Origin of the sequence: Streptomyces sp. NPDC015661, from assembly GCF_043077765.1 — a bacterium.
GTDB lineage: Bacteria > Actinomycetota > Actinomycetes > Streptomycetales > Streptomycetaceae > Streptomyces.
Map to the genome: position 1 here is coordinate 178,272 of NZ_JBIBST010000002.1, position 24,759 is coordinate 203,030.

General features: G+C 73.8%; 23 protein-coding genes and 1 riboswitch. Of the genes, 7 read left to right on the plus strand and 16 right to left on the minus strand.

Translation table 11 applies throughout. From position 1 onward, the window contains the following. Nucleotides 1-21: 21 nt before the first annotated feature. The 7 genes from ACF07V_RS05350 to ACF07V_RS05380 all read right to left on the minus strand — a co-directional run bounded on the left by ACF07V_RS05350 (nt 22) and on the right by ACF07V_RS05380 (nt 6,325). A complete protein-coding gene (locus ACF07V_RS05350; protein WP_392151556.1) occupies nt 22-393 on the minus strand; it encodes a peptidase inhibitor family I36 protein in 372 nt (123 codons plus the stop codon). Then, the gene (locus ACF07V_RS05355; protein ID WP_392151557.1) at nt 390-1,103 is read right to left on the minus strand and encodes a hypothetical protein; all 714 of its coding nucleotides are present in this window, start codon (nt 1,101-1,103) and stop codon (nt 390-392) included. The genes ACF07V_RS05350 and ACF07V_RS05355 overlap by 4 nt, the downstream gene beginning before the upstream one ends. Nucleotides 1,104-1,526: 423 nt before the next feature. After that, nucleotides 1,527-2,312: a polysaccharide deacetylase family protein gene (locus tag ACF07V_RS05360; RefSeq protein WP_392151558.1), complete on the minus strand. Its 786-nt coding sequence runs from the start codon at nt 2,310-2,312 to the stop codon at nt 1,527-1,529. A 190-nt stretch (nt 2,313-2,502) separates the two neighbouring features. After that, nucleotides 2,503-2,946 (minus strand): hypothetical protein, encoded by a 444-nt coding sequence (locus tag ACF07V_RS05365; protein WP_392151559.1) that lies wholly within the window; start codon nt 2,944-2,946, stop codon nt 2,503-2,505. A 51-nt stretch (nt 2,947-2,997) separates the two neighbouring features. Then, the gene (locus tag ACF07V_RS05370) at nt 2,998-4,548 is read right to left on the minus strand and encodes an ATP-dependent DNA ligase (RefSeq protein WP_392151560.1); all 1,551 of its coding nucleotides are present in this window, start codon (nt 4,546-4,548) and stop codon (nt 2,998-3,000) included. A gap of 49 nt (nt 4,549-4,597) precedes the next feature. After that, complete coding sequence (locus tag ACF07V_RS05375) at nt 4,598-5,734, minus strand: DUF6397 family protein (RefSeq protein ID WP_392151561.1); 1,137 nt, start codon at nt 5,732-5,734, stop codon at nt 4,598-4,600. Nucleotides 5,735-5,911: 177 nt separating this feature from the next. Further along, nucleotides 5,912-6,325, minus strand: a complete 414-nt coding sequence (locus ACF07V_RS05380) for a roadblock/LC7 domain-containing protein (protein ID WP_392151562.1) — start codon at nt 6,323-6,325, stop codon at nt 5,912-5,914. Between the two features lie 165 nt (nt 6,326-6,490). Here ACF07V_RS05380 and ACF07V_RS05385 point away from each other — a divergent pair, with 165 nt between their 5' ends. Then, nucleotides 6,491-6,916: a PPOX class F420-dependent oxidoreductase gene (locus tag ACF07V_RS05385; protein WP_392151563.1), complete on the plus strand. Its 426-nt coding sequence runs from the start codon at nt 6,491-6,493 to the stop codon at nt 6,914-6,916. 54 nt (nt 6,917-6,970) lie between these two features. On the opposite strand, the gene ACF07V_RS05390 is transcribed toward ACF07V_RS05385, so the two are convergent. From ACF07V_RS05390 to ACF07V_RS05410, 5 genes are all read right to left on the minus strand, one after another. Further along, nucleotides 6,971-7,588, minus strand: a complete 618-nt coding sequence (locus ACF07V_RS05390; RefSeq protein ID WP_392151564.1) for an ATP/GTP-binding protein — start codon at nt 7,586-7,588, stop codon at nt 6,971-6,973. Continuing rightward, on the minus strand, nt 7,569-7,985 hold the full coding sequence (locus ACF07V_RS05395) for a DUF742 domain-containing protein (RefSeq protein ID WP_392151565.1): 417 nt from the start codon (nt 7,983-7,985) through the stop codon (nt 7,569-7,571). The genes ACF07V_RS05390 and ACF07V_RS05395 overlap by 20 nt, the downstream gene beginning before the upstream one ends. Before the next feature lie 13 nt (nt 7,986-7,998). Beyond that, nucleotides 7,999-8,433 (minus strand): roadblock/LC7 domain-containing protein, encoded by a 435-nt coding sequence (locus ACF07V_RS05400; RefSeq protein WP_392151566.1) that lies wholly within the window; start codon nt 8,431-8,433, stop codon nt 7,999-8,001. Continuing rightward, complete coding sequence (locus ACF07V_RS05405) at nt 8,430-11,648, minus strand: nitrate- and nitrite sensing domain-containing protein (RefSeq protein ID WP_392151567.1); 3,219 nt, start codon at nt 11,646-11,648, stop codon at nt 8,430-8,432. The genes ACF07V_RS05400 and ACF07V_RS05405 overlap by 4 nt, the downstream gene beginning before the upstream one ends. A 69-nt stretch (nt 11,649-11,717) precedes the next feature. After that, nucleotides 11,718-12,551 (minus strand): MHYT domain-containing protein, encoded by an 834-nt coding sequence (locus tag ACF07V_RS05410; protein WP_392151568.1) that lies wholly within the window; start codon nt 12,549-12,551, stop codon nt 11,718-11,720. Between the two features lie 161 nt (nt 12,552-12,712). On the opposite strand from ACF07V_RS05410, the gene ACF07V_RS05415 reads away from it, so the two are divergent. The 4 genes from ACF07V_RS05415 (at nt 12,713) to ACF07V_RS05430 (ending at nt 16,315) form a co-directional block, all read left to right on the plus strand. Further along, a complete protein-coding gene (locus tag ACF07V_RS05415; RefSeq protein ID WP_392151569.1) occupies nt 12,713-13,318 on the plus strand; it encodes a class I SAM-dependent methyltransferase in 606 nt (201 codons plus the stop codon). Between the two features lie 95 nt (nt 13,319-13,413). After that, on the plus strand, nt 13,414-13,785 hold the full coding sequence (locus ACF07V_RS05420) for a hypothetical protein (RefSeq protein WP_392151570.1): 372 nt from the start codon (nt 13,414-13,416) through the stop codon (nt 13,783-13,785). A gap of 99 nt (nt 13,786-13,884) precedes the next feature. After that, nucleotides 13,885-14,796, plus strand: coding sequence for a hypothetical protein (locus tag ACF07V_RS05425; RefSeq protein WP_392151571.1), 912 nt, complete (start codon nt 13,885-13,887; stop codon nt 14,794-14,796). 142 nt (nt 14,797-14,938) lie between these two features. Beyond that, nucleotides 14,939-16,315 carry a tannase/feruloyl esterase family alpha/beta hydrolase gene (locus ACF07V_RS05430; protein WP_392151572.1) on the plus strand — a complete coding sequence of 459 codons (1,377 nt, stop codon included), beginning with the start codon at nt 14,939-14,941 and terminating at the stop codon, nt 16,313-16,315. An 18-nt stretch (nt 16,316-16,333) separates the two neighbouring features. Here ACF07V_RS05430 and ACF07V_RS05435 read toward each other — a convergent pair whose 3' ends face one another. After that, the gene (locus ACF07V_RS05435) at nt 16,334-16,879 is read right to left on the minus strand and encodes an MOSC domain-containing protein (RefSeq protein ID WP_392151573.1); all 546 of its coding nucleotides are present in this window, start codon (nt 16,877-16,879) and stop codon (nt 16,334-16,336) included. A gap of 88 nt (nt 16,880-16,967) precedes the next feature. Beyond that, nucleotides 16,968-18,056 (minus strand): fatty acid desaturase family protein, encoded by a 1,089-nt coding sequence (locus ACF07V_RS05440; protein ID WP_392151574.1) that lies wholly within the window; start codon nt 18,054-18,056, stop codon nt 16,968-16,970. Between the two features lie 326 nt (nt 18,057-18,382). On the opposite strand from ACF07V_RS05440, the gene ACF07V_RS05445 reads away from it, so the two are divergent. Next, on the plus strand, nt 18,383-21,409 hold the full coding sequence (locus ACF07V_RS05445; RefSeq protein ID WP_392151575.1) for a DEAD/DEAH box helicase: 3,027 nt from the start codon (nt 18,383-18,385) through the stop codon (nt 21,407-21,409). Next, on the plus strand, nt 21,406-22,758 hold the full coding sequence (locus ACF07V_RS05450; protein WP_392151576.1) for an SWF or SNF family helicase: 1,353 nt from the start codon (nt 21,406-21,408) through the stop codon (nt 22,756-22,758). The genes ACF07V_RS05445 and ACF07V_RS05450 overlap by 4 nt, the downstream gene beginning before the upstream one ends. On the opposite strand, the gene ACF07V_RS05455 is transcribed toward ACF07V_RS05450, so the two are convergent. Both ACF07V_RS05455 and ACF07V_RS05460 read right to left on the minus strand, forming a co-directional pair. Beyond that, on the minus strand, nt 22,739-23,587 hold the full coding sequence (locus tag ACF07V_RS05455; protein WP_392151577.1) for a hypothetical protein: 849 nt from the start codon (nt 23,585-23,587) through the stop codon (nt 22,739-22,741). The genes ACF07V_RS05450 and ACF07V_RS05455 overlap by 20 nt on opposite strands. 77 nt (nt 23,588-23,664) lie before the next feature. After that, nucleotides 23,665-24,519, minus strand: coding sequence for a bifunctional 5,10-methylenetetrahydrofolate dehydrogenase/5,10-methenyltetrahydrofolate cyclohydrolase (locus ACF07V_RS05460; RefSeq protein WP_392151578.1), 855 nt, complete (start codon nt 24,517-24,519; stop codon nt 23,665-23,667). 28 nt (nt 24,520-24,547) lie between these two features. Then, nucleotides 24,548-24,654, minus strand: a riboswitch (ZMP/ZTP riboswitch). Nucleotides 24,655-24,759 lie beyond the last annotated feature (105 nt).

Below are 24,759 nucleotides of genomic sequence, written 5' to 3' on the forward strand. Positions count from 1 at the left end.
TGTCGCGCGGCCGGCGGAGGGTCAGCAGCCGGTGGACCAGATGTGGGAGTCACCACGGTCGTTGGCGGCGCCGTCGTATCCGACCTCCTGCCCCGGGGCGAGACAGATGGTCATGCTGCCGCCCTGCCAGGCGCTTTCGTAGACCTGGACGTGGTCCTTGATTCCCGGTCCCGAGATGCCGTGGTTCGCCCACGAGGAGTCGGTGTCGGAGATCCAGCTCTCCCACCAGCCGTCATCCCCGCTCCAGTTGGCGCGCTGACCGCCGAAGTTCGCGTCCTGCCAGACGCAGAACTCGCCGGCGGGGCATTCGGCGGCTCCGGCGGCGGAGGCGAGGGCGAGTCCGGAGGTGACGGCGAGGAGGGCGGCGGCGGAGGTGGCGATGAGTCGCTTCACGAGTGGGTGGAGCCCTTCTGTGGGTGGGTGGACGCGGACAGTGCGACTGCCCGCCGCAGCGCGCGGTCGCGCAGCTGCCGATAGGTGGTGAGTTCCTCGCGGTGCAGGGTGCGCACCGTGACCAGCTCCGCGGCCTCCAGCCGGGCGCGGACGTCCGCCAGCCCGGTCTCGCGGGCACAGCGGGCCGCGACGGCGGGATCGGGGCGGTCGGGGCGGGGGTGGCCGGGTGGGCTCGCACAGCGGGTCCAACGCGCGAGCGCCGCCTGGTGGGCGGGGTCGGAGCGCATCCGGGCCTGAGCCTCGGCGCGGAGGTTGTCGACGGTGACCTGGGCCCGGAACCAGCGGCGCTGGTCTCCGTAGAGCCGGTGGCGGGCGGTGGCGAGGCAACCGTCCTCGTGGGCGGTGACGGTGGCACCCGTGGCGAGGGTGACGGAGAGCTCGCGGGGTCCGGCGCCGAAGAGCGCCGCCTGGAAGGTGCGGTCCTCGTCCGGAGCGCGGGGCCGGGCCGTGAGGGTGAGCCCCCGGGCGTCGAGACAGTCCACCACGAGGCGGTGCTCGGCGGATGCGAGGAGCTCGTCCTGGGCCGCGGTGCTCGCCGGGACACCCGGGGGCTCGGGCCCACCGGGTCCGACGGTGGCGCAGCCCGAGAGCAGGAGCGCGGCGGCTGCGGCGAGGAGGGCGCGACGGGCGCGGGAGGTGGTGCGGACCATAGGGTCCCCCTTCGATCGTCCCTGGTCGGAGTGGCCGGCGGTGATCGTCTTGACCGGCTCGGGAAGATCACTGCCCGGCGGTCGGGCCACCATGCCGAGGCTCACTCGAACGAGTCGAACGCGCCGGGGTGCGCGCCCCTCACGCGCCGTCCACGTGCTGCCCACGTGCCGAAAAGGTGCGGAGAAGGGGCGGAGAAGGGGCGGCGGCGATGAGGACGCCTACGCGACAAAGCCCCGGTTGGACGGGGGATTCCAACCGGGGCCGATCGCCGTGACGGACGAAGAGCGGTCACCTCTCGGGGGGGACCTTGGGGACCGGACCCCTTCGCAGTCACATACGTATGAACGGTAAACCTTTCCCGAATGTTCCGAGAAATCCCGGGTGGTCGATGTGAGGCACCTCACCCGGTTTCGGCAGGTCCGTCAGTCCCTCTCGGGGCGGTAGACCTCACCGGGCTCGGCCTTTCCGGGAGCGAGCAGCTCCGGCACCGTCACGAACGTGAAGCCCCGCCGCTTGAGCTCGTCGATGATCGAGGGCACGGCCGGCACCGTGCCGTCGTAGATGTCGTGGAGCAGGATGATCCCGTCGCGGTGGGCGGCCTCCAGGACCCGCTGCCGTATGAGGGCCGAGTCGGTGGTGGAGTAGTCCTTGGCCGTGATGCTCCACAGGACCTGGGCGAGCCCGAGCTCGCGGCTGACGTCGGAGACCGTACCGTCGGTGCGGCCCTGCGGCGGGCGCATGAGCGTGGGCTTCCGGCCGGTGATCTTCTCTATGGCGTCCTGGGTCTTCGACAGTTCCTCGCGCACCTCGGACTCGTCGAGGTCGGTGAGGATCCGGTGCGACCAGGTGTGGTTGGCCACCTCGTGGCCCTCGTCGGCGATGCGCCTGACCACGTCGGGGTAGCGGTCGACGTGCTTGCTGCCGAGGAGGAAGAAGGTCGCCGGAACCCGCTTCTCCTTGAGGACGTCGAGGAGATGCGGGGTGTCCTTGCCCGGTCCCGCGTCGAAGGTCAGGGCTATGCACTTGACCTTGGTGCAGTCGACCCGGCGGGCCGTGCCGCCCGCCTTGCCGTCCGTTCCGGCCTCGCCCCGGGCATCCTGCGGCGTGATCGGGTCGACGCCGCAACCGCCGAGCGTCAGCATCAGCGATGCCGCGGCGAGCAGGGCGGTCGTCACTGCCCTGCCGCGGCCAGGCCTGGATCGGAACATGGTGGACCCGCTTTCCCCGTGGTGTCTTCGGTACAGCCGTCACCGCTGGTCAGGGCGGTGGGCTTGATCGAAAGGCACTCTACACACGGTGTATACCGGGGATGTCGGCGGGGTCCGCCTGCCCTTCACGGGCACACGAGAACCCCGGACGGCGCCCGTCCGCGCCGCCCGGAGTGTCCGCGCGTCCCGCTCAGCGGGACGCGAGCAACAGTCGGGCCTCGGTCTCCTGGTCACCGGAGACGGACTGCAGCGACTGGATGTCGAAGCCGGTGGCGAGCACCTTCTCGACCTCGTCGACGGCGTGGTAGCCGCCGGTGAGCGTGGCGCCGACCAGGGCGGTCAGGTGGGTGGGACCCACTTCCTCGTGCCGTCCGGCGGCGGTGTCGAACGTGGCGCTCCAGACGGTGGGGGCCGGTCCCGTGGCGGCCTGCGGGCTCACCGTCTCCATGTCCTCCAACTGGTAGACGCGGTCGAGGACGTCGAACACGGCCTGGGCGTCCTCCTTGCAGCAGTCACTGAGCTGCACGGTGACGTCGGTGTCGATGTGCAAGTCGTACACGTCGCTCATCTCCTCGCGGCCCTTCGCCCGCTCGTGGTGCCACGCGCTCCTCGTGCCGGGCGCTCGTCGTGCCACGTCTCCAGCATCCCTCGTGGGAGGCCACCCCGCGAGGTCCGCCCTCCGTGGTCAGTGGCCGCTTTCGATGATCCGCTCGACGGTGTCGGCCTCCGAGGCCGACTTGTCGGGCCGGTGCCGAACGACCCGGGCGAACCGGAGCGTGACACCGGCCGGATAGCGCGTCGAGGCCTGGAGTCCGTCGTACGCGATCTCCACGACGAGCTCCGGCCGCACGCGTACGGTGAAGCCGTCGTCCGACACGGCGAGCTCGCCGAGCCGCTCGGTCTGCCACCGCAACATGCTGTCCGAGAGCCCTTTGAAGGTCTTCCCCAGCATGACGAAGCCGCCTTCGGCGGTCCGCGCGCCGAGGTGGAGGTTGGAGAGCAGCCCCGTTCTGCGACCGTGGCCCCGTTCCACCGCGAGCACGACGAGGTCGACGGTGTGGACCGGTTTCACCTTCAGCCAGGTGCGCCCACGGCGCCCGGCCACATAGGGCGCCTCCAACGCCTTGACCAGCACACCTTCGTGTCCCCGGGCCAGGGTCTCCGTGTAGAACCCGCCGGCTGCCTCGGTCTGCCCCGGGTCGGCCGCATCCGTCACGACGGTGCGGCGGACCCGCTGGGACTCCGGGAGCAGGCGGGCGAGGACGGCGTGCCGCTCGACGCCCGGTCGGTCGATCAGACTCTCCCCCTCCGCCGCGAGGACGTCGAAGAAGACCGGCGTCAGGGGAAGCGCGGCGCGCGCACCGGCCACGTCGGCCCGGGAGCCGACCCTGGAGGCGATCGACTGGAACGACACGGGACGCCCGGTTCCGGGGTCGAGGGCGATCACCTCGCCGTCCAGGATGAACGCGTCGGCGTCGACCGCCCGGGCGGTCGCGACCACCTCGGGGAGGCGGTCGGTGATGTCGTCGAGCGAGCGGGTGTACACCCGGACGTCCTCGCCGCGCCGATGCACCTGAATCCGGATCCCGTCGAGCTTCTCCTCGACCGCGCACGCCCCCAGGTCGGCGATCGCCTCGGCCACGGAAGCGGCGGTGTGCGCGAGCATGGGCTGCACCGGACTGCCGACCCGCAACGTGAACCGGTCGAGGGCGGACGCTCCCTCGGTCAGCACCGCCTGGGCGACCGGGGGCAGCGAGCCTTCGAGCATCACGGCGCGCCGCAGTTCGACCGCCGGCACCCCTGCCGCCTTGGCCACGCCCTCCAGGGCGATGGCGTCCAGAGCCCCCTGGCGCACCTCGCCGGCCAGCAACCGCAGCAGGAGTTCCTGTTCGTCGAGGGTGGCGGCCGCCAACAGCGCGTGGACGAGCCGGGTCCGCTCGGCGCGGGCCCCTGCGCCGGACACGGCGGCGAGTTCCGCCATCGCCTCGTCGACCTGCCCCAGCGTGAGCCCGGGGTCGTCGGCGGGAGGAACAGCCGGTGGGATGACCTCCTTGAGGATGCTCCACCCGACGCCGATCCGCCCCTGCGGCAGCCGCCCGGAGAGATACGCGATGACGAGCGGGCTCTCCTCGGGTCCCGCCTCGGCGAACAGCTCGCCCAGCAGAGCGATCTTGCGCGAGCGCGCGGAGGTGGCGGCGACCTCCCGGGACACTTCCGCGACACGCGCCAGCAGCATGGGCCCATCCTCCCCACCGGCCGCCCCCTCCGCACGCCGGACCACCGCATCACGGCCAGGCCACCGGACGCCTCCGCCGCCGAGGCCGCGCCCCACCGGCCGCCCTCCCCCGCCGGAAACGCTCGAACAGCCTGCGGCGCGTGGCCCGCCCCGGAGGACGATCGACCGCCCCGGGCCGACCTGCCGGAACTGGTCCCGCAGGATCCGGCACGGCACGAACCGACACGGCACGAACCGGAACCGCGGGAGCCTCCACCGTGGCAACCTCCACCACCAGCGCCTCCACCCCGGGAACCTCCACCGCGTGGTCCTCCGCCGCCGGGGCAGGCACCACCGGAGCAGGCACAACCGGGGCAGGCACCGCCGGTGGTGCCCATGGCCTCGCCGGCACCATCTGAACTTGCGCGGCCACCCCCGTGTCCCCGGGATGAGGCGCCTGTCGTTCCGCGCGTGCCTCGTCCACGGCCAGGCCCAGGCTCAGGCGGTGCCAGAGGATCTCGTCCGGGTCGTCGGCCCGAGTCAGCCGTTCGGCCAGCTCGCGCGCGACCGGCCGCAGGGGCACCCCGGGCGGCGGAGGCGGGCGCAGCCGGTCGAGGTGGGTGCGCTCGTAGGGATCGTCGACGACCTCGGCCACCTGGACCGGGTCGAGCAGGGAGGCGATGGCGGCGGCCCGCGCCCACGGGTCCCCGGTGGCGCGGAGCAGCAGGGAGAGCCGTCGCGCCCGCCAGTTCCTGGGCCGCCGGTCCTCGTGCGCGGCAAGACGCGCACGGAGCTCCAGCGGCAGCCGCCCGGTGAGGAGGTCCGGGCGCGTGAGGCCGAACTCGACGACCTCCTGCGCCAGATACAGCCACACCACGGCCCGGTAGCGGTTCAGCGAGAACCGCACCGGACTGACGTGCCCCGTCCGGGCCAGCCGGGTGAACCGGTCGGCGGTGATGCCGAGGAGGGCGGCGGCCTCCCCCGTACCGACCGCGCGCACCCGCTCGCGCAGGCCGGCAGGGAAGTCCGGGGCCGCCCGGAGGCGGTCGAGTTCGCACCGCTCGACCCGCCGCCGCTCTCCCTCGCCGGCCGGCACCGTCCTCACGAGGCCGAGCTGGACCGCGAGCCCGAACTCGTCGCGCCTCAGTTCCAGTTCCTGTGCGGCCCGCCCCGGTGTCACCGTGCGCGCTCCCTCGTCCACCGTCATGTCGCGGCCCTCCCCCTTGCGTCCGTGTTCTCTTCGGATCGCGGGCCCCTCGGACCCACTCGAAGAACGTAACGCAGAGTGACGACACTCGTACGACCTGTGGACAACGCCCTGTGGACAACCGCCCGGCCGTGGCGTCAGACCACCGGCGGTGGCGTCAGACCACCGCCCATGGCGTCAGAGCGCGCCTCCGCCCGGGATTCCGGGCTGTCGCGCCGCCACACCGAGGTGCTCGCCGACTCGGTTGACCAGCAGCGTCATCTCGTACGCCACCTGACCGACGTCCGCCTCTGCCGCGCTCAGGACGCACAGGCAGCTGCCTTCGCCCGCCGCCGTCACGAAGAGCAGCGCGTCGTCGAACTCCACCATCGTCTGCCGCGCCCTGCCCGCCCGGAAGTGCCGGCCCGAGCCCCGCGCCAGGCTGTGCAGGCCCGAGGAGACGGCCGCCAGGTGCTCGGCGTCCTCGCGGACGAGTCCGCTGCTCGCGCCCGTCACCAGTCCGTCGTTCGACAGCACCAGCGCGTGCCGTATGTATCCGACGCGCTGCGTCAGGTCGTCCAGGAGCCAGTCCAGGCCCTTGTCCAATGCCATCAGTGGTCCTCCCCCTAGCCGGTACGTCCCCCTCGGGCGGACCCTGTTGGTCCGCGAGGCCTCGTGGTCCGTACCGTCGTGGTCCGCGTATCGCCGCAAGCCTTACGCACTGTCGTGAACAGGGCAAGCACCGCACCACGCCCGCGCGTGCCGCAGGATGGGGCCATGACGAGAATGACCGAGGAAGAGTGGCGGAATTTCGTGTCCGAGGGGACCCGCACGGGCAAGCTGGCGACCGTGCGCGACGACGGCAGTCCACACGTCGTCCCCGTCTGGTTCCTGCTCGACGGCGACGACTTGGTGTTCAACACGGGCAAGGACACGGTGAAGGGCCGCAACCTCGCCCGCGACGGCCGCGTGGCCCTCTGCGTCGACGACGACACCCCGCCCTTCGCCTACGTGTCGCTCCGCGGTCGCGCCGAACTCATCGAGGACCCCGTCGAGTTGCGCCGCTGGGCCACCCGGATCGGCGGCCGGTACATGGGGGCGGACCGGGCGGAGGAGTTCGGGGAGCGCAACGCGGTCCCCGGCGAACTCCTCGTCCGGGTGAGGATCGAGAAGGTGATCGCCGAGGCCGGCATCTCCGACTGAGGTACCGACCCCGCCGCCTCCGACTGAGGTACCGGCCCCGCCACCTGGCCCCCCTCAGCCGACCGAGTCGAGGAGCCGCGCGGTGTGCATCCGGCCGGCGTACTCGACCAGGCGGATCAGGACCTCCTTCCCCGAATCGCGGTCGCGCGCGTCGCACAGGACGACGGGCGTGCCGCGGTCCAGGTCGAGCGCCCGGGAGACGTCGTGCGCCCCGTACGTACGCGCGCCCGTGAAGCAGTTGACCGCGACCACGAACGGGATCTTCCGGTGCTCGAAGTAGTCGACCGCGGGGAAGCAGTCCTCCAGGCGCCGCGTGTCGGCGAGGACGACGGCTCCCAGGGCGCCCTGGGAGAGCTCGTCCCACAGGAACCAGAACCGGTCCTGGCCGGGCGTGCCGAAGAGGTAGAGGGAGAGCCCGGAGCGGATCGTGATGCGGCCGAAGTCCATGGCGACGGTCGTGGTGGTCTTCTGGTCGACGCCCCCGGTGTCGTCGACCAGTTCGCCGGCCCTGCTGAGCTGTTCCTCGGTGCGTAGGGGCCGGATCTCGCTGACCGCGCCGACGAGGGTGGTCTTGCCCACGCCGAATCCACCGGCGACCAGTATCTTCAGGGCGAGGGCGGTGGTGTCCGGGCCGTCCTCGGCACCGGTGCTCTCAGAGCGCTCGTAGGCCATCGATTACTTCCCTCAGGATTCTTTCGTCGGGGAGCTGTGCGGGAGGTACGGGCCGGCTGACGCGCACGAAGCCCGATTCGAGGAGGTCGCCGAGGAGGACCCGGACGACGCCGACGGGCAGGTCCGCGTCGGCGGCGAGTTCGGCCACCGACTGGGTCTCGGCCCGGCACAGGGTGAGCAGGGACCGGTGCTCGGGGCCGAGGAGTGCTTCCTCGGCCGGACCGGGCGGCTCGTCGTCCACGACGACGAGGGCGATGAGGTCGAACCGTACGTTGCTGGGACCCGGTTTGGTCCGTCCGCCGGTCATCGCGTACGGGCGTACCAGCGGTCCCGCCTCGGCGTCGTACCACTGACTGCCCGGCACGCTCGGGTCGCCGCCGGTGCTGTCGTCGTTCATGGGCTTCTCCGGGTCAGCCGGCGGCCGGCGGGGTCGCCGCGACACGCGGCGGGGTGTGGAGGTGCTCGCCGACGCGCTTCACGAGGCGGGCCATCTCGTAGGCGATGAGGCCGATGTCGGCGCTCACGGAGCTGAGGACGGCGAGGCAGGAGCCGTCCCCCGCCGCGGCGACGAAGAGGAAGCCGTCGTCCATCTCGACCATCGTCTGGCGGACCCCGCCGGTGTGGAACTGGCGTCCGGCGCCCTTGGCAAGGCTGTGGAAGCCGGAGGCTATGGCAGCCAGGTGCTCGGCGTCCTCCCGGCTGAGCCCGTTGGAGGCACCCACCGCGAGTCCGTCGTTCGAAAGCACCACGGTGTGTCGGACCTCGCGGACCCGCATGACGAGGTCGTCGAGGAGCCAGTCCAGTTCGCCGGACCGGTGGTACGAGATCCGCTCGTGGTCGATCATGCGTCGTCTCCTTCGGAGCGAGGGTCGAGAGGGGCGGTGCCGTGGCCGAGGTCCCGGCCCGTGTCGGTGGCGAAGCCCGTACCGAGGGGCCGTCTGGCGCCGGGGGCGGCGCCACCGCCGCGCTGCCAGCCGTCCCGGTACGCCGCCATGCGGTCCCGTACCCGTTCCGGTGTACGTGCGTCGGTGCCGGGTGCGACCGGTACGGGCACCGGCGTCGGGGCGGGCGCCTCACGCAGCTGGGGAACGAGGCTCGCCTGCCGTACGCGACGGGGCAGTTCACCCTCGGCGTCACCGTGCCCGACGGGTGCTTCACCGGTCGGTGCGCCGGGCGACTGCTCGCGCGTGGCCGGCGGCGCGGGCGGCGGTACGGCGGGGCCGCGGCGGCGCAGTTCGGTGACGCCCGCGGATGCCGGGGCGGGGCCGGGCTCCGGGCGCGACCCGAGCGCGGGCACGGCTGTCGGGCGCGGCAGCGGCTGCGGCTGCGGCTGCGGGCGACCGGCCGTCGGGGGCTGCGGAGGGGCCGGCGGACGGGATCCGCCCGTCTGCGGGGGCAGGTTCCCCGGTCGCGCGCCCGCCGGCGGCTGTGCGGCCGGGCGTCCCGAGGCCAACGGCGAGTCCGGTCGTCCGGTGAGCGCGGGGCCCGCCGGCGCAGGCGGGCGGACCGGCGGGGTGGACTGCGGCGCCTGGGGCCGGCCGAAGCGGCGGGCCTCGGCGCGGTGCGCCTCTTCACGTTCCCGCGCGGCCCGTGCGTCGTCGGTGTGCGGGGCCGCCTTGCCGGTCCTGCCGTCGGCGGCCGGTCCGCCCGGCGCGTGCGTACGGGGGTGCCCCGCGCGCGGGGTTCCGGCGGGCGGGGTGTCGGACGCGCTCGCCGACGCCCCTCGGCCGGAGGGCAGCGCGCCCTGGAGGAGGTCGGTCGGGAGCAGGACGACGGCGGTCGTCCCGCCGTAGGGGGAGGTCCGCAGATGGACCTTGATGTCGTGGCGGGAGGAGAGGCGGCTGACCACGAAAAGGCCGAGCCGGTCGCTGTCGAAGAGGTCGAGGGCCTCGGACTGGGCGATGCGGGCGTTCGCCTCGGCGAGGGTGTCCTTGCCCATGCCGAGCCCCCGGTCCTCGATCTCGAGGGCGTAGCCGTTGCCGACGGGTTCGCCGCTGACCCGCACCTTGGTGTGGGGCGGCGAGAACTGGGCGGCGTTCTCGATGAGTTCGGCCAGGAGGTGCGTGAGGTCGGCGACGGCTCCGCCGACGACGGCCGTCTCGGGGAGCCGGCGTACCTCCACGCGCGCGTAGTCCTCGATTTCGGAGACGGCCGCGCGGACGACGTTGGTCAGCGGGACGGGCATGCGCCAGGCACGGCCGGGGGCGGCTCCGGAGAGGATGATCAGGCTCTCCGCGTGGCGTCGCATGCGGGTGGTGAGGTGGTCGAGCCGGAAGAGGTCGCCGAGTTCGTTGGGGTCGTCGGCGCGCCGTTCCATGCTGTCCAGGAGGTTGAGCTGGCGGTGGACGAGGACCTGGCTGCGGCGGGCGAGGTTGACGAAGACCCCGGAGATGCCGCTGGCGAGCTCGGCACGTTCGACGGCTGCCGAGAGCGCCGCGCGGTGGACGGTGGTGAGGGCCTCGCCGACCTGGCCGATCTCGTCCTGGGAGACGGGACCGGGCGGGGCCTCGGCCTGCACGTCGATCTCCTCGCCGGCGCGGAGCCGGCGCATGGCGGCGGGGAGTTTGCGGCGGGCGATGCCGAGGGCGGTGTTGCGGAGGCTGACGAGCTCGACGACGAGGCCGCGGCCGATCCGTACGGAGATGACGAGCGAGGCGGCGACGGCGGCGAGGCCGAGGACGACCGCCGCACCGCCCGCGGTGAGGGCTCCGCCGGCGAAGGGGTCGGCGCTGTCGGCGGCCGCTCCGCGCGCGTCGGTCTCGATCGCGGTGAGTCCGCCGCGTACGGCGGCGAGGGTGTCGTCCCACTCGGCGGAGGTCACGGCCTGGGCGGCGGGGCGGCCCGGGCTCGCGGCGCCGACCCGGTCCTCGGCCCGGGTGAGCCGGGCGTGGTCGCCGCCCTCGGAGAGCCGGGCCCACGCGGCGCGTTCGGCGGCGGGCAGGTCGACGGTGGCCGAGGCGGTGAGGGTACGCCGGGTCTCGACGGCCCCGGAGAACGCGCGGAGCCGGTCCGCGGTGAGCCGGCCGGTGAGGTGGGCGGAGGTGAGGAGGGCGTCCTCGCGGGACAGCATCTCGCCGGCCCGGCCGAATTCGAGGAGTACGCGCGCGTCGGACCCCTGCTCGGCGTCCTGGATGCCGGTGAGGGCGCCGCCGACCGCGAAGGCGGCCGAGATGGTGTCCGTGTACGCCGCGTAGACCTGGTCCCAGTCGGCGCGCCCGTCGGCCGCGGCGGTGCGGAGCCGGGCGAGGCCCTCGACCTTGCCGACGAAGACGCTCACCCGGTCGGCGACGTCGCCGGGCAGGTCTCCGGTGTCGCCGACGGTGTGGGTGCCGTCCAGGCGGAGCCTGTCGACGGCCTCGTCGGTACGGCGGATCCGGTCCTTGAGTTCGGCGGCGCGGGTGGCTCCGGGTGCCGCGACCTGCCGTACGGCGGCGCGCCGTTCGGCCTGGAGGGCGGCGAGGGCGGCCGTCACGGGCTCGCGGATCTCGGCGTCGACGCGCTGGAGCTGGCGGAGGCGGGCCACGTCCTGCGCGGTGGTGACGGTGGCGAAGCCCCAGAGGGCGAGGAGCGAGACGACCGGGACCATCAGGAGCGAGACGATCTTGGCGCGGACCGTGCGCGGGCGCAGCCCCTGGAACGCGGGCCGGCCCCGTCCCACGTCGGACGCCCGGGGCCCGTCGGAGGAGGCCTGGGTCCCTCCTGAGGCCTGAGGACGCTCGAAGGCCTGAGGACGCTCGGAGGCCTGAGGACGCTCGGAGGCCTGGGTCCATCCTGAAGCCTGGGGACCTTCGGAGGTCTGACGACGCTCGGAGGCAGGTGCGGCGGTGTCGGCACCTCCGGCGACGAAGGGCCCGGCGGAGTGCCCGGCAGGGTGCCCGGCGGCGTGCGCGGCGGCGCCCGGCGCGGAGGTGCCCTCGTGGCCCGGGGTGGTCGGGGAGGCCCCGGGGGTCCGCTCCCCCGGCTCGTCGGCGGGCGGGCCTGCGTGTGCGCGCCGCCCGCGCGCGGCCGCCGGTGGCGGCGTGGCCGCCTCGGCGTCCTTGTTCTTGCGGGGAGTTCGCATGGCCTCCTCGTTCCGGATGCGTCTGTCTCTGGTGCGGTGTGGCATACGTCGGGGGTCAGGTCATGCGGGTCAGGTCGTGGGCGTCCGGGCCGCTTCCGCGGGGCGGAAGCCGGGTGGGGCGACGTCGACCGCGCGCTCGTCCGGTTCGGTGAGGCGTCCGGCGGAGGCGTACGCGGCGCGTTCCCGGGCCGTCGGGGAGAGGGCGACGAAGGCCGAGGTGATGAAGAGGTACGAACCGAGGCCGACGGCGAGCGGGAAGATGAACTGCATGACCGTGGCTCCCGGGAGGGCGGCTCCGGAGGGGGCGACCTCGACCCGCACGGCGAACATGCCGGTGTAGTGCATGCTGCTGACGGCCGCGCCCATCACGAGCGAGGCGACGGCCACGGCCACGGGCGCGTGGATGTTGAGCGCCGCCCAGAGCGCGGCCGTGGCGGCGACGACGGCGATCAGCACCGAGAGGCCGACGAGCAGCGGGTCGTACCGCACCTGGCCGTGGAGCCGGAGGGCGGCCATGCCCATGTAGTGCATGCTCGCCACACCGATGCCGGTGGTCAGCCCGCCGATCAGGAGCGAGCGGACCCGGTCGCGTCCGTAGCCGACGGCGAAGACCCCGACGCCGACGACGGCCATCGCGATGACGAGGCTGAGGATGGTGAGCGGAACGTCGTAGCGGATGTCGGTGCCCGTCACGCCGAATCCGAGCATCGCCACGAAATGCATCGTCCAGATGCCGGTGCCGATCGCGGAGGCGGCGGTGAGCAGCCAGTTGCGCCGCGACCTGCCGGTCGCGTCGAGCGCTCGTACGGTGCAGCGCAGTCCGAGGGCGGCGCCGATGCAGGCCATCGCGTACGACAGCGCGGGTGTCAGCCAGCCGAAGGTGGCGTGGTCCAGGTGTCCCATGGCTCAGGGACGCTAGTGCGCACCGGGGGGCGCACCGGGGGCGCATTTCGAAAGCTGTTGGAATATGACAGAGAGATGGTCCCGAACGATCACGCCGAGCTCGAACGTGCACACAGAACGTTCACCCCTCCGTGTGCCGCATCGTGCGAGATCATGAGCGCATGAGCGATGACCCCACACACGTACGAGAGTTCTTCGGCGCTCGCGCCGCCGACTGGGACAGCCGGTTCCCCGACGACGGACCCGCGTACGCCGCTGCCGTGGACGAACTCGGCCTCGGGCCCGGCGACGCCGTGCTCGACGCCGGCTGCGGGACCGGCCGCGCGCTCCCGCCGCTCCGTGCCGCCGTCGGCCCCTCCGGCACGGTACTCGGGGCCGACCTCACCCCCGAGATGCTCGAACGGGCCGTCGCCGCAGGACGCGCCGGGGAGGGCGGCGGGACGCTGCTGCTCGCCGACGTCGGCCGGCTGCCGGTACGGGACGGAGCCCTCGACGCCGTCTTCGGGGCGGGGCTCATCTCGCATCTCGCGGAACCCGGCACCGGTCTGAGGGAACTCGCCCGGGTCGTACGGCCCGGGGGCAGACTCGCGCTCTTCCACCCGATCGGGCGAGCCGCGCTCGCGGCCCGTCACGGCCGGCAGATCACGCCCGACGACCTGCGCGCCGAGCCCCGGCTGCGCCCCGTGCTCGCCGAGGCCGGCTGGCGACTCGTCAGCTACGTCGACGAGGACGCCCGCTATCTGGCCCTCGCCGTCCGCGAGGACTGAAGCAGGAGGACCAAAGCAGGAGGACTGAAGCAGGAGGACCGAAGCAGGGAGTCAACGCACCCTTCTTTACCGGCACTTCACTGTCTACCGTAGAAATGCCGGGCAGTCGTGCCCGGGAAAGGCGGCGGGCCGTGGCACGAGTTCCGGAAAGACTGCGCAGACTCCTCCCCTCCGGCCGGAAGGCGCCCGAAGCCGCCGCGCCGGCTCCACCGCGCCCCCGGCAGGGGCACAACCTCTTCGAGGCCGCCGCCGAGTACGTGGCGGCCTGCGCCGAGGACGACCCCGCCCGGGCGGAGGAGGCGGCGAGCCGGGTCTCCCCCGGCATGCTCTCCTTCGGGGTCAACGAACTGGCATGCCGGGCGCTGATCACCCTCGCGCGGGAACGGAACCAGTCCCCCCGCACCGTCGCCCGCTCGCTGCTCGGCCTGCGGGACGTACCGGTGCCCCGGCGGGCCGGTGACACGTGACGGACCCGCGCCGGTGCGTCGAGGTTCCCTGGTGGAGACCCTCGACGCGCGGGTTACCCACTGGTTAAGGTGCGCCGACGACCAGATGGGGAGGAAGCCGTGGCTGGGACGGACCCGATCGCCGAGGCCGACGCCGACGCGCTCCTTGTGCTGACCGCGGCACTGCTCACGCCCGCGCGCTTCCCGAGCGTGCTCGGTGACGACTACCCGGCGGCCTGCGCCGCGCTGGGCCTGCAGCCGTACGCCGAGGGGTACGGGCTCGTGTTCGGCCAGGACGGGCACGGTGCCCGCTGGACGGTCGTCGTCGACGACGTGTCGCTCGTCGCGGTGGCCATCTCCTCCTGGGACTGCGGCATGGCGTACGACCTCTCCCCCGACGAGCACTCGGTGGTGGCCGGCCTGCCGGGCTGGCCGCTTCCCGTCGCGACCGTCGCCCCGGGAGTCCCGGCCCCGCACGACCCGGAGCCCGAGGAGGGCGATCCCGCGCCCCTCGTCCCGCCCTCCGGCGAGGAGTGGGGCCCGGCACAGCGCCGGCTGGGCGCCGACGAGGTGGCGGCCCAGTGGGAGGCCTGGCGGGCCCGGGTGGGCGACGAGGGCGGGGAACCCGCGGCCGCCCGTGCCCCGGGGACCACCGGAGCCGTCGGGCCGTCCACGCCCCGGGCCCAGGCCCCGACCCCCGGAACCACCGGGCAGTCCACGCCCCCGGCCCAGGCCCCGACCCCCGGTGGCGCCGGCTCCGATGACGCCTCCCCCCGCCCGTACACCGGCGTCAGGAAGGCCCTGGACGAGTTGCGCGGCTATCTGGAGGAGCCCCCGCCGGTCGGCAGGGTCCGCGCGTCCGCCGGGATGCTCCGTGCCGACGGTCCCGGCTGGTCGCTCGTGGCCAAGGCGGACGACATGGCGTTCGTCCTCCTCGACGAGGCGCCGCGCGAGGTGCTGCCCGTGACCCGGGGGCCCAGGCTGCCCGCGCTCCTCGAAGCGCTCGACGCGATGGCGGTACGCGCCTCCTGAAGGACCCCACCCGTACCACCCGTCTCCGCGCCCCATAGGACGGCGTCCCTCGGTGTGGTTCCGAACCATGGTCCGGCGGTGGTGGTGCGCCGCACGATGTGGCGCCGCACCCTCTTTTCCGTCGTCCCATCGGAGGCTCACCATGCGCCTGTCCCCAGGCGTCTCCCTGTTCGCCGCGCTCCTCACCGGGGTCACCGTCCTCGGCCCCGCGAGCGCCGCCGGCGCCGGGACGCCCGCCACCGCGCACTGTGCGCGGCAGGACCGGGTCCAGGTGCCCGGCGCCGAGCGTCAGCAGTCCGCCTGTCTGGACGACCTGACGACGACCGGCCTGGCCGGCACCCCGTACACCGACCTGGCCGACCAGGCCGGTCTGGCCTCGAAGGCGACTCGCAACCCCTCCGGGGTTCCGGGCGTCCAGATCGACGGCTACTTCCCCGACGACTCCCGTCTCAACGCCACCCACGGCTGGGCCCACGACGCGCAGTTCGTCATCCGGCTGCCGGACCACTGGAACGGCGGGCTCGTCGTCACCGGCGCTCCCGGCTCCCGCCGCCAGTACTCCACGGACGCGCTGATCTCCGACCAGGTGCTCGCCCGGGGCTTCGCCTACGCCGCCACCGACAAGGGCAACACCGGCCCGGACTTCTTCACCGACGGGAAGGAGCCGGGCGACGCGGTCGCCGAGTGGAACCGCCGGGTGACCGAGCTGACGCGGGCCGCCAAGAAGGTCGTACGGCAGCGTTACGGGCACGCGCCGGAGCGCACGTACATGACCGGCATCTCCAACGCCGGCTACCTCACGCGCTGGCAGCTGGAGAACCGGCCCGAGCTGTACGACGGCGGGGTCGACTGGGAGGGCGTGCTGTGGACGACACGCGGCCCGAACCTCCTGACGAGCCTGCCGGTGACGGTAGCCAGGTCCCAGGGGCTCGCCACCGACGAGGACCTGATCGCGGCGGGCTTCGCGCCCGGCTCGCGCTTCCTGTGGCCGTACCACGAGAAGGCCTACTGGGGTCTGACGCAGAAGCTGTTCCGGGCCGAGTTCGACCCCTCGTACGACCCGGCCTGCCCCGGCTCCACCGCCGGCGGGACCGTGGAGCAGATCTTCGCGCCCTGCGCCTCGGACGCCTCCTACGACTACGCCTCGCGGCCGGCGTCCGTCCACCGCGCGGTCGCGAAGGTCGCGCTCACCGGACGCATCGGCAAGCCGCTCATCACGCTCCACGGCGATCTGGACACCCTGCTGCCGATCGCCACGGACTCCGACGTGTACGACCGGATGATCGACGCGCGGGGCCGGGGTGTCCTGCACCGCTACTACACGGTGCAGGACGGGACGCACACGGACGGCCTGTACGACACCTATCCGGACAGGCTGCGGCCGATCCTGCCGTGCTACCGCTCCGCGTTCGACGCCCTGACGCGCTGGGTCGAGGAGGGTACGGCGCCGCCCGCGGACCGTACGATCGCGCGGCCCACGAGCGGTGACGTGGTCAACTCCTGCGCCCTGGAGGGCTGAGCGGGCTCCTGAGGACGCTCAGACCCGCTCCAGCGGGCGGTGCGGCCCGGCCGGCAGTTCGGCCCGGATCGGGTCGCCGGGCCGCACCTCCCCGCCGGTGAGCACGACGCCCATGATGCCCGCCTTGCGCACGATCTCGCCGTTCTCGTCGCGGCCGAGGACCTGCTTGAGCAGACCGTGCCGGAAGTTGTCGATCTGCGCGCAGGGGTTGCGCAGTCCGGTGACCTCGACGACGGCCTCCGCGCCGAGGTGGAGGAGCGTGCCGGTGGGCAGGGAGAGGAGGTCGATCCCGCGGGTCGTGACGTTCTCGCCGAGGTCGCCGGGGGCGACCTCGAAGCCGGCGCCGGCGACCTCGTCGAACAGCTCGGCGTGGATGAGGTGGACCTGGCGCAGGTTGGGCTGGGTCGGGTCCTGGGCGACGCGGGACCGGTGCTTCACGGTCACGCCCGCGTGGACGTCGCCCTCCACGCCGAGCCCGGCGAGCAGGGTGATGCCCTCCCGGTTGGGCTTGGTGAACGAGTACGTGCCGTTGCTGCTGACCGTGGTGACGGTACCGCCGCTCATGGTGAGAGCTCCCCTTCTCTGCCGGTGCAGGCGGAGGCTCCCCGCCCCCACCCGGACCGATGATCACATCGCGCCTCTCCGTACGACCCTACTCGGCGCCCTCGGCGCGCAGCGGCGCGCCCACCTCGTGCAGATGGCCGAGGGCCTGGCGGTACGAGTCCACGAAGCCGGTCTCGGTGTACGGGACGCCCAGCGCGGCGCAGTGGGCCCGCACGGCGGGCTGCGCCAGGCGGAGGTTCGGGCGCGGCATGCTCGGGAACAGGTGGTGCTCGACCTGGTAGTTGAGGCCGCCGAGGAACCAGTCGGTCAGGGCGCCGCCCCGGATGTTGCGCGAGGTGAGCACCTGGCGGCGCAGATGACCCCAGCTCTCGCCGTCCTCGTGCTCGTCCGGCCGGTCCATTCCCTTGTGGTTCGGGGCGAAGGCCATGCCGAGGTGCACGCCCAGGAGCATCTGGTGGAGGAGGGCGAGGACGAGGGCCTGGGCGGGCGTCAGGAAGGCCAGGAGCAGCGTCGCGTATCCGGCGAAGTGGGCGAGGAGCAGGGCGCCTTCGACGAGCCGCTCGCGCCGGGTGCGGCACGGGCCGTCCTTCGCGAGCAGGGCCTGGATCCCGTACACCTTGAGCGCGATGCCCTCCAGGGTGGTCAGTGGGAAGAACAGCCAGGCCTGGTGGCGGGTGAGGAACCCGCGCAGACCCGTGCGGCCCGCCGTCTGGTGGTCGGCGAAGACGAGGATGTCGGCGGCGACGTCCGGGTCCTTGTCGAGGTGGTTGGGGTTGGCGTGGTGACGGTTGTGCTTGTCGTTCCACCACTCCCGGCTCATGCCGAGGAGGAGGTTGGCATGGACGAGCTGCAGGATCCGGCTCGCCTTGCGGTTCGCGGTGATCTGGGCGTGGCCGGCGTCGTGGCCGACGAAGGCGGCGCGGGCGGAGAACAGCGCGAGGGGGACGGCGAGCGGCAGCGCCCACCACGAAGGCCCGATCAGGGCGAGTCCGGCCACCACGGCGGCGATGCCGAGAAGGTTGACGACGATGCCCCGGGCGTACCAGCCGGGGCGGTGTTCGAGGAGGCCCTGTTCCCTGACCGTCCGCAGGAGCGGGCTGAACTCGCTGCCGCCCCGGGCACGGGCGGGCGCCGCGACGGGTGCGGCGGCCGGGGGCAGGACGGTGGCCTGGGACATGGCGGGCTCCGGTTTCTGTCGGTCGATGGGGTCGGTGGGCGCCTGTCAGAAACGTACGGATCCGTGATCGTCCGGGGCCATGGCGTCACCACCCGTCCACTGCCGGGGGCGCACCGGGGTGTGGGGGTAGGGCGATCCCCACCCCTCACGCCGAGTGATGCAGGTCACCCGGGACAGGCCTACGCGGGTCGATCCCGTCAGGTATCCTCGGCGACTCGGTCTCCAGGTAGTCAAATTTGAGGAATGCGTTGTCGCTCTCGCACGGATCCCATGAACCGGCCCGCGAACCCGTCCCCGAAGCCTCCGAACTCTTGCACCACTCCGCCGTGTTCCTTCCCGCCGATCCGCCCCGCGCCGGACGGATCGCCTTCTGGTCACCGGACGGCGAACCCCTGCCGGACGCCGCCGACGCTCCCTCGGGCAACACGACGATCACGGTCGTCGAGGGCGACTCGCTCCAGGCCGTGACCATCGCCGCCCGCACCTTGTCCGTACGGGACGCCCTGCCGTTGCTCGCCCGTGCGCGGTTCTCGGACACCGCCTCCCCCGCGGCCGCCTTCTGGGGTGCCGCGTCCCTGCTCTCCCTGAACTTCGTCGCGCGAGGTCTGCTGCTGCCCGGCCTCACACCCGGCGACCACGACGCCTGGCGCGCCGGACCCCTCGGTCCCGCGGAACTGACCGAACTCCGCACCCTCGCCGCCTCGATGCCGCCCGCGGCGCACGCCGTACCCCTGTCGGTCCACGCCTCGGAGGCCGACGCCGCACCCGTGTCGGTCCACGCCTCGGAGTCCGACGCCGCACCCGTGTCGGTCCACGCCTCGGAGTCCGACGCCGTACCGCTCTCCGACGACGAGCCGCTGCTGCTGCCCGAACCCGAGGCACTGCTCCGGGCCTTCGCCGACGCGGTGGCCGACACGCTGCCCCGTACCCCGGCGGCCCCGCTCGCGGCCGGCGGCCCCGCCTTCGCCGCCGACGAACCGCAGATCGTTCCCGAACAGCGGGCCTGGGCCGCCGACGTGGCGGCGGTGCACGACGCGGGCGTCCGGCTCTCGCTCCGGCTCGAACTGCCCGGCTTCACCGCGGAAGCGCGGGAAGCGCCCGCCTTCCGGGGCGTGCTCCAGCTGCACGGGGTCGCCGACCCCACTCTGATCGCGGACGCGGCGGAGGTGTGGGCGGGCTCCGGCCGGGCCGGTGCCGCTTTCGGCCCCCGCGCCCGGATGGACGCGCTCCTGGCTCTCCGGCGCGCCGCCCGCGCCTGGCCCCCGCTGTCCCCGCTCCTGTCCGCGGCCGTGCCCGACACCGTCGAACTCGCCGACGAGGAGGTCGCGGAGCTCCTGGGTCCTGCCGGCGAGGCCCTCGCGGCCTCGGGCGTCCCTGTGCACTGGCCGCGCGAACTCGCCGACCGGCTGACCGCCCGCGCGGTGATCGGCCCGGAGGAAGCCGCCGCCGGCACCGCGAGCTCCGGTCTCCATGACGAAGCCGGAGCGGGGGCCGCCGACTCCGGCCTCCACGATGGCGTCGGACGCGCCGCCGACGACTCGGAATCCGCGGACTCCGCCGGATCCGCCCGCGCCTCCGCGCTTCCCTCGTTCCTCGCCGCGGACTCCCTGCTCGCCTTCAACTGGCGCTTCGCCGTCGGCGACCACGAGCTCACCCGGGCCGAGCTCGACCGGCTCGCCGAGACCGGACGGCCACTCGTACGGTTGCGCGACCGCTGGGTCCTCGTCGATCCGGCCGAGGTGCGGCGGGCCCGCGCCCACCAGGACCGCAAGGTCACACCGGTGGACGCCCTCGCGGCCGTCCTCACCGGAACGACCGAGGTCGACGGACGCCCCGTCGAGGTGGCCGCCACCGGCTGGCTGGAGCGACTGCGGAAGCGGCTCGCCGAACCCGAGGGCGACCGCCCGGAGATCTCGCAACCCCCGGCGCTCACCGCGACCCTGCGCGACTACCAGCTGCGCGGACTCGACTGGCTCGACCGGATGACCTCGCTCGGCCTCGGTGGCTGCCTGGCCGACGACATGGGCCTCGGCAAGACGATCACCGTCATCGCCCTGCATCTGCACCGACAGACCGACCCGGCGTCCGCCGGGCCCACCCTCGTCGTCTGCCCGACCTCGCTCATGGGCAACTGGCAGCGGGAGATCGAGAAGTTCGCGCCGGGCACACCCGTGCGCCGCTTCCACGGCGCGGCCCGTGACCTGGAGGCGCTCGCCGACGGCGGCTTCGTGCTCACCACGTACGGCACGATGCGCCTGGACGCCGAGCGGCTCGCCGACCGGAACTGGGGGCTCGTCGTCGCGGACGAGGCACAGCACGTCAAGAACCCCTACTCGGCGACAGCCCGTCAGCTGCGGACCATCGGCGCACGCGCGCGCGTGGCCCTGTCCGGCACGCCGGTGGAGAACAACCTCTCCGAGCTGTGGGCGATCCTCGACTGGACCACGCCGGGGCTGCTCGGCAGCCTGGGCGCCTTCCGGACCCGGTACGCCGCCGCCGTCGAGGGCGGGCAGGACCCGGCCGCGGCCGAGCGGCTCGGCGCGCTGGTACGCCCCTTCCTGCTGCGCCGGCGCAAGTCCGACCCCGGCATCGCCCCCGAGCTGCCGCCGAAGACCGAGACCGACCGGACCGTCTCCCTGACGCCCGAGCAGACCGGTCTGTACGAGGCGGTGGTACGGGAGACGCTCGCGGCGATCGCCGAGGCCGACGGCATGGAGCGCCGGGGCCTCGTCGTGAAGCTCCTGACGGGCCTCAAGCAGATCTGCAACCACCCCGCCCAGTACCTCAAGGAGGAGCGGCCGAGGATCGAGGGACGTTCGGGAAAGCTGGAGCTGCTCGACGAACTCCTCGACACGATCCTCGCCGAGGGCGCGTGCACCCTGGTCTTCACCCAGTACGTGGGAATGGCCCGGCTCCTGGAGACGCACCTCGCGGCGCGGGGCGTGCGGACGCAGTTCCTGCACGGCGGCACGCCGGTCGCCGAGCGCGAGGCGATGGTCTCCCGCTTCCAGAGCGGGGAGGTCCCGGTCTTCCTGCTGTCCCTGAAGGCCGCCGGGACGGGGCTCAACCTGACCCGCGCCGAACACGTGGTGCACTACGACCGTTGGTGGAACCCGGCCGTGGAGGCGCAGGCCACCGACCGTGCGTACCGGATCGGGCAGGACAGGCCGGTGCAGGTCCACCGGCTGATCGCCGAGGGCACGATCGAGGACCGGATCGCCGCGATGCTCGACCGCAAGCGCGAACTGGCGGACACCGTCCTCGGGAGCGGCGGGGACGCCCCGCCGGAACTGACCGAACTGACCGATGCCGAACTGGCGGAGCTGGTGCGGCTGCGAGGGGACGGACGATGAGCGCGTACGAAGCGGGACACGGCCACGGTCATGGCCACGGCCGCGCGGACGACGAACGGACCTTCGAGGCGCTGCCGCCGGTGGGCGGCGGCGGGTTCGCCCGCACCTGGTGGGGACAGGCGTGGCTGAAGGCCCTGGAGGACTCCGCGCTCGACGGGCAGCAGCTCAAGGCGGGGCGCCGTCACGCGCGCGCGGGGGCGGTGGGCGCCGTCTCGGTGCGACCCGGCCGGATCACAGCCCTGGTCAAGGACCACGCCGGCACGACGTACCGCGGCGACGTGCTGGTGCGGGAGTTCTCGGAGGAGCAGTGGGAGCGGCTCCTCGGCCTCGCCGTGGACAGCGCCGGCCACATCGCCGCTCTCCTGGACCGCGAGATGCCGCCGCATCTGGTGGAGGACGCGGCGGCGGCCGGGCTCGACCTGCTGCCGGGCATCGGGGATCTGGAGCCGGAGTGCGGCTGTGAGGCCTGGGACCACTGCCCGCACACGGCGGCGCTCTGCTACCAGGTCGCCCGCCTCCTCGACGAGGATCCCTTCGTCCTCCTCCTGATGCGGGGGCGCGGCGAGCGCACCCTCCTGGAGCAGTTGCAGGAGCGCAGCGCGGCACGTGCCGTCGCGCCGTCCGCGCGGGGCGGGGAGGAGGCGGGCGGCGGGTTCGAGGGGGTCGGCGGGCTGCCCGGCGTGTCGGCCGGGGAGGTGTTCGCGGCGGGGTTCCTCGTACCGCCGCTGCCCGCCCCTCCGGTCGCGCCGGCCGCGCCCGGGCGGTCGCCGTCCCTGGACACGGACACCCCGCCGGAGCCGGGGGTCGACCCGGCCGCGCTCGAGTTCCTCGCCCAGGACGCGGCGACACGCGCGCAGCGGCTGCTCGGGGAGTTGTCGGCGGACGCAGGCGCGACCGCTTCGGCCGACGGACGCCTGACGGTTGCTCAGGACGCGGTCCGGCTCGCGGCGGCCGCTCCCGTGCCCTGGATCGCGGCGCGCCTCGCCTCCGGTTCGGGCAGGTCGCGGACGGAGCTGGACCTGGCCACGCGCGCGTGGCGGTTCGGGGGCGCCGCCGCCCTCGCCGTACTGGAGGAGGAGTGGACGCCGGACGCGGAGGCGCTCGACCGGGCCGGGCTCCGGCTCGCCGGGGCCTGGCAGGACGACGAACGGCCGGTGCTGCGACGCGCGGGCGGCGCGCGGTGGACGGTCGCGGGCGCGGAGGCGCAGCTGCGGCTCGGCGAGGACGGGCGCTGGTGGCCGTACCTGAAGGCAGGGGCCCGATGGTCCCCGGCCGGCCCGCCGGACCGTGACCCGGCGGCGGCCCTGGCGACGGCGTTCGCCGCCGGCGCTACTGGAGCCGGTGGCTGAGCGTGCCGCTGACGGCAGCCAGGCTGCAGGCGACGGTGTCCGCGCCGAGGAGGTGACTCGTCAGGTACGGGTACTGGGCGAAGGTCGTCCAGCGCGTGCCGAGCGGCTGCCGGGCGGCTTTGCGGCGGAGCGGTTCGCGGCAGAGCGCGGTGGCCGCTTCGCGTACGGCCTGGTCGGTGGCGAAAGTGCCGACCAGGCGGGGCCGGGCGACGAGTTCTGCGTGGTGCGGCGTGTCGCAACCGCGGCGGAGGGCCGTGCCCGGCGCGTCGCGGTCGATGTCGAAGCAGTCGCCGACGCGGAGCGCCTCGAAGGAGACGGGCCGCTCGGGGAGCCGTTCGCCCGACGGGCGCCCCGAGGGCACGGGGGCGGTGCTCGCGGACCGGGAAGGGTCCGCCGGTGTGCGGTCCACGGGCTCGGTACGGGTCGGCGTGTCGCCCCTTTCACCTCCGGTCGCCGGGGCGGGCAATCCCGTACCACCGGTGACGGCGGGGGACGGCGCGCCGGCGGGTGCCCCTCCCGGTCGGCCGTCGGCGAGTGCGCCGCCCTCCGCGCCGCCACGGGCGGTCAGGAAGGCGCCGGCCACCAGGGCGGCCGTGACCAGCGGCACGAGCGGTACACCGAACCAACGGGCGCGCCGCGCCTCAGGTCCCGGCCGGGGTGCGCCGGGCCGCACGAACCGAGTCGACCATCCGCCCTCGCCACCGGTCACGAGCCGCTCGACGACGCGGGGGCCGGTGACGCGGGGATCGGTGAGGCCGGGCCCGGTGACGCGGGGATCGGCCGGTGCGGTCGGGTGTGTCGAGGCGTCCGTGCCGGTGGGACCGGACACGCCCGGGCGGCGCGGTGCGGAGGCGCGCGGACGCCAGCGCCGCTCCCCCGTCACCGCCGCCGCCCGGTCATGGCTGCCTACAGGCCGAGCTGACGCTGCGCGCCCTCGACCGTCTGGGCGAGGAGCACGGCGATGGTCATGGGGCCGACACCGCCGGGGACCGGGGTGATGAGGGAGGCGCGCTCGGCGGCCGAGGCGAAGTCGACGTCGCCGATGTTGCCCGGGTTGTAGCCGGCGTCGATGACGACGGCGCCCGGCTTGATGTCCTCGCCCTTGATGAAGTTCGGCTTGCCGACGGCGGCGACGAGGATGTCGGCCTCGCGGACGGCCGAGGAGAGGTCCTGGGTGCGGGAGTGGCAGTAGGTGACGGTGGCGTCGCGGCCGAGGAGGAGCAGGCCGGCGGGCTTGCCGAGGATGGCGCTACGGCCGACGACGACCGCGCGCTTGCCGGTGAGTTCGACGTCGTACGCGTCGAGGAGACGCATGATGCCGCCGGGGGTGCAGGAGACGAACCCGGGCAGACCGAAGCCCATGGCGGCGAAGGAGGCCATGGTGACGCCGTCGACGTCCTTCTCGGGGGCGATGGCCTCGAAGGCGGCGCGCTCGTCGATGTGCGGGCCGACCGGGTGCTGGAGCAGGATGCCGTGGACCTCGGGGTCCTCGGACAGGGCGGTGATGGCGGCGACGAGCGCCTCGGTCGTCGTCCCGGCGGGCAGCTCGACGTGCTTGGAGCGGATTCCGGCCTTCGCGCAGCGGTTCTGCTTCATCTTCACGTACGTGACGGAGGCCGGGTCCGCGCCGACCAGAACGGTCGCGAGGCAGGGGGTGACGCCGGTGCGGCGGGTGATCTCGGCGGCTCGGGCGGCGGTCTCCTCGACCGTGCGGCGGGCGAGGGCCGTACCGTCCATGAGGGTGGCGGTGCTGGTGGACATGGCAACTCCTGGGCGTCGTCTCTGACCGGTGGTTCGCCCAGGCGCACGGCATCGGCACGGTCGCGCCACGGGGGACGCTCCGCCGGGCCGCTCCCCGGTGGTGATCCACCTCAAGCGCCAGTCACGGCCCGGGGCCCACTCTACGTGAGCGGTCGGGGGCCGGTCCCGGACAGGGTGCATATGCCGTGGTGCGAGGTGGCTTGTCGGCGGCGCCCTGGCGCACCACGATGAGCGCGATGG

Coding starts and splice junctions, on each gene's coding strand:
- ACF07V_RS05355 (WP_392151557.1), bottom strand. CDS start 1,103: ATGGTCCGCACCACCTCCCGCGCCCGTCGCGCCCTCCTCGCCGCAGCC.
- ACF07V_RS05360 (WP_392151558.1), bottom strand. CDS start 2,312: ATGTTCCGATCCAGGCCTGGCCGCGGCAGGGCAGTGACGACCGCCCTG.
- ACF07V_RS05370 (WP_392151560.1), bottom strand. CDS start 4,548: ATGCTGCTGGCGCGTGTCGCGGAAGTGTCCCGGGAGGTCGCCGCCACC.
- ACF07V_RS05375 (WP_392151561.1), bottom strand. CDS start 5,734: ATGACGGTGGACGAGGGAGCGCGCACGGTGACACCGGGGCGGGCCGCA.
- ACF07V_RS05380 (WP_392151562.1), bottom strand. CDS start 6,325: ATGGCATTGGACAAGGGCCTGGACTGGCTCCTGGACGACCTGACGCAG.
- ACF07V_RS05385 (WP_392151563.1), top strand. CDS start 6,491: ATGACGAGAATGACCGAGGAAGAGTGGCGGAATTTCGTGTCCGAGGGG.
- ACF07V_RS05390 (WP_392151564.1), bottom strand. CDS start 7,588: ATGGCCTACGAGCGCTCTGAGAGCACCGGTGCCGAGGACGGCCCGGAC.
- ACF07V_RS05395 (WP_392151565.1), bottom strand. CDS start 7,985: ATGAACGACGACAGCACCGGCGGCGACCCGAGCGTGCCGGGCAGTCAG.
- ACF07V_RS05400 (WP_392151566.1), bottom strand. CDS start 8,433: ATGATCGACCACGAGCGGATCTCGTACCACCGGTCCGGCGAACTGGAC.
- ACF07V_RS05405 (WP_392151567.1), bottom strand. CDS start 11,648: ATGCGAACTCCCCGCAAGAACAAGGACGCCGAGGCGGCCACGCCGCCA.
- ACF07V_RS05410 (WP_392151568.1), bottom strand. CDS start 12,551: ATGGGACACCTGGACCACGCCACCTTCGGCTGGCTGACACCCGCGCTG.
- ACF07V_RS05415 (WP_392151569.1), top strand. CDS start 12,713: ATGAGCGATGACCCCACACACGTACGAGAGTTCTTCGGCGCTCGCGCC.
- ACF07V_RS05420 (WP_392151570.1), top strand. CDS start 13,414: ATGCCGGGCAGTCGTGCCCGGGAAAGGCGGCGGGCCGTGGCACGAGTT.
- ACF07V_RS05430 (WP_392151572.1), top strand. CDS start 14,939: ATGCGCCTGTCCCCAGGCGTCTCCCTGTTCGCCGCGCTCCTCACCGGG.
- ACF07V_RS05435 (WP_392151573.1), bottom strand. CDS start 16,879: ATGAGCGGCGGTACCGTCACCACGGTCAGCAGCAACGGCACGTACTCG.
- ACF07V_RS05440 (WP_392151574.1), bottom strand. CDS start 18,056: ATGTCCCAGGCCACCGTCCTGCCCCCGGCCGCCGCACCCGTCGCGGCG.
- ACF07V_RS05450 (WP_392151576.1), top strand. CDS start 21,406: ATGAGCGCGTACGAAGCGGGACACGGCCACGGTCATGGCCACGGCCGC.
- ACF07V_RS05460 (WP_392151578.1), bottom strand. CDS start 24,519: ATGTCCACCAGCACCGCCACCCTCATGGACGGTACGGCCCTCGCCCGC.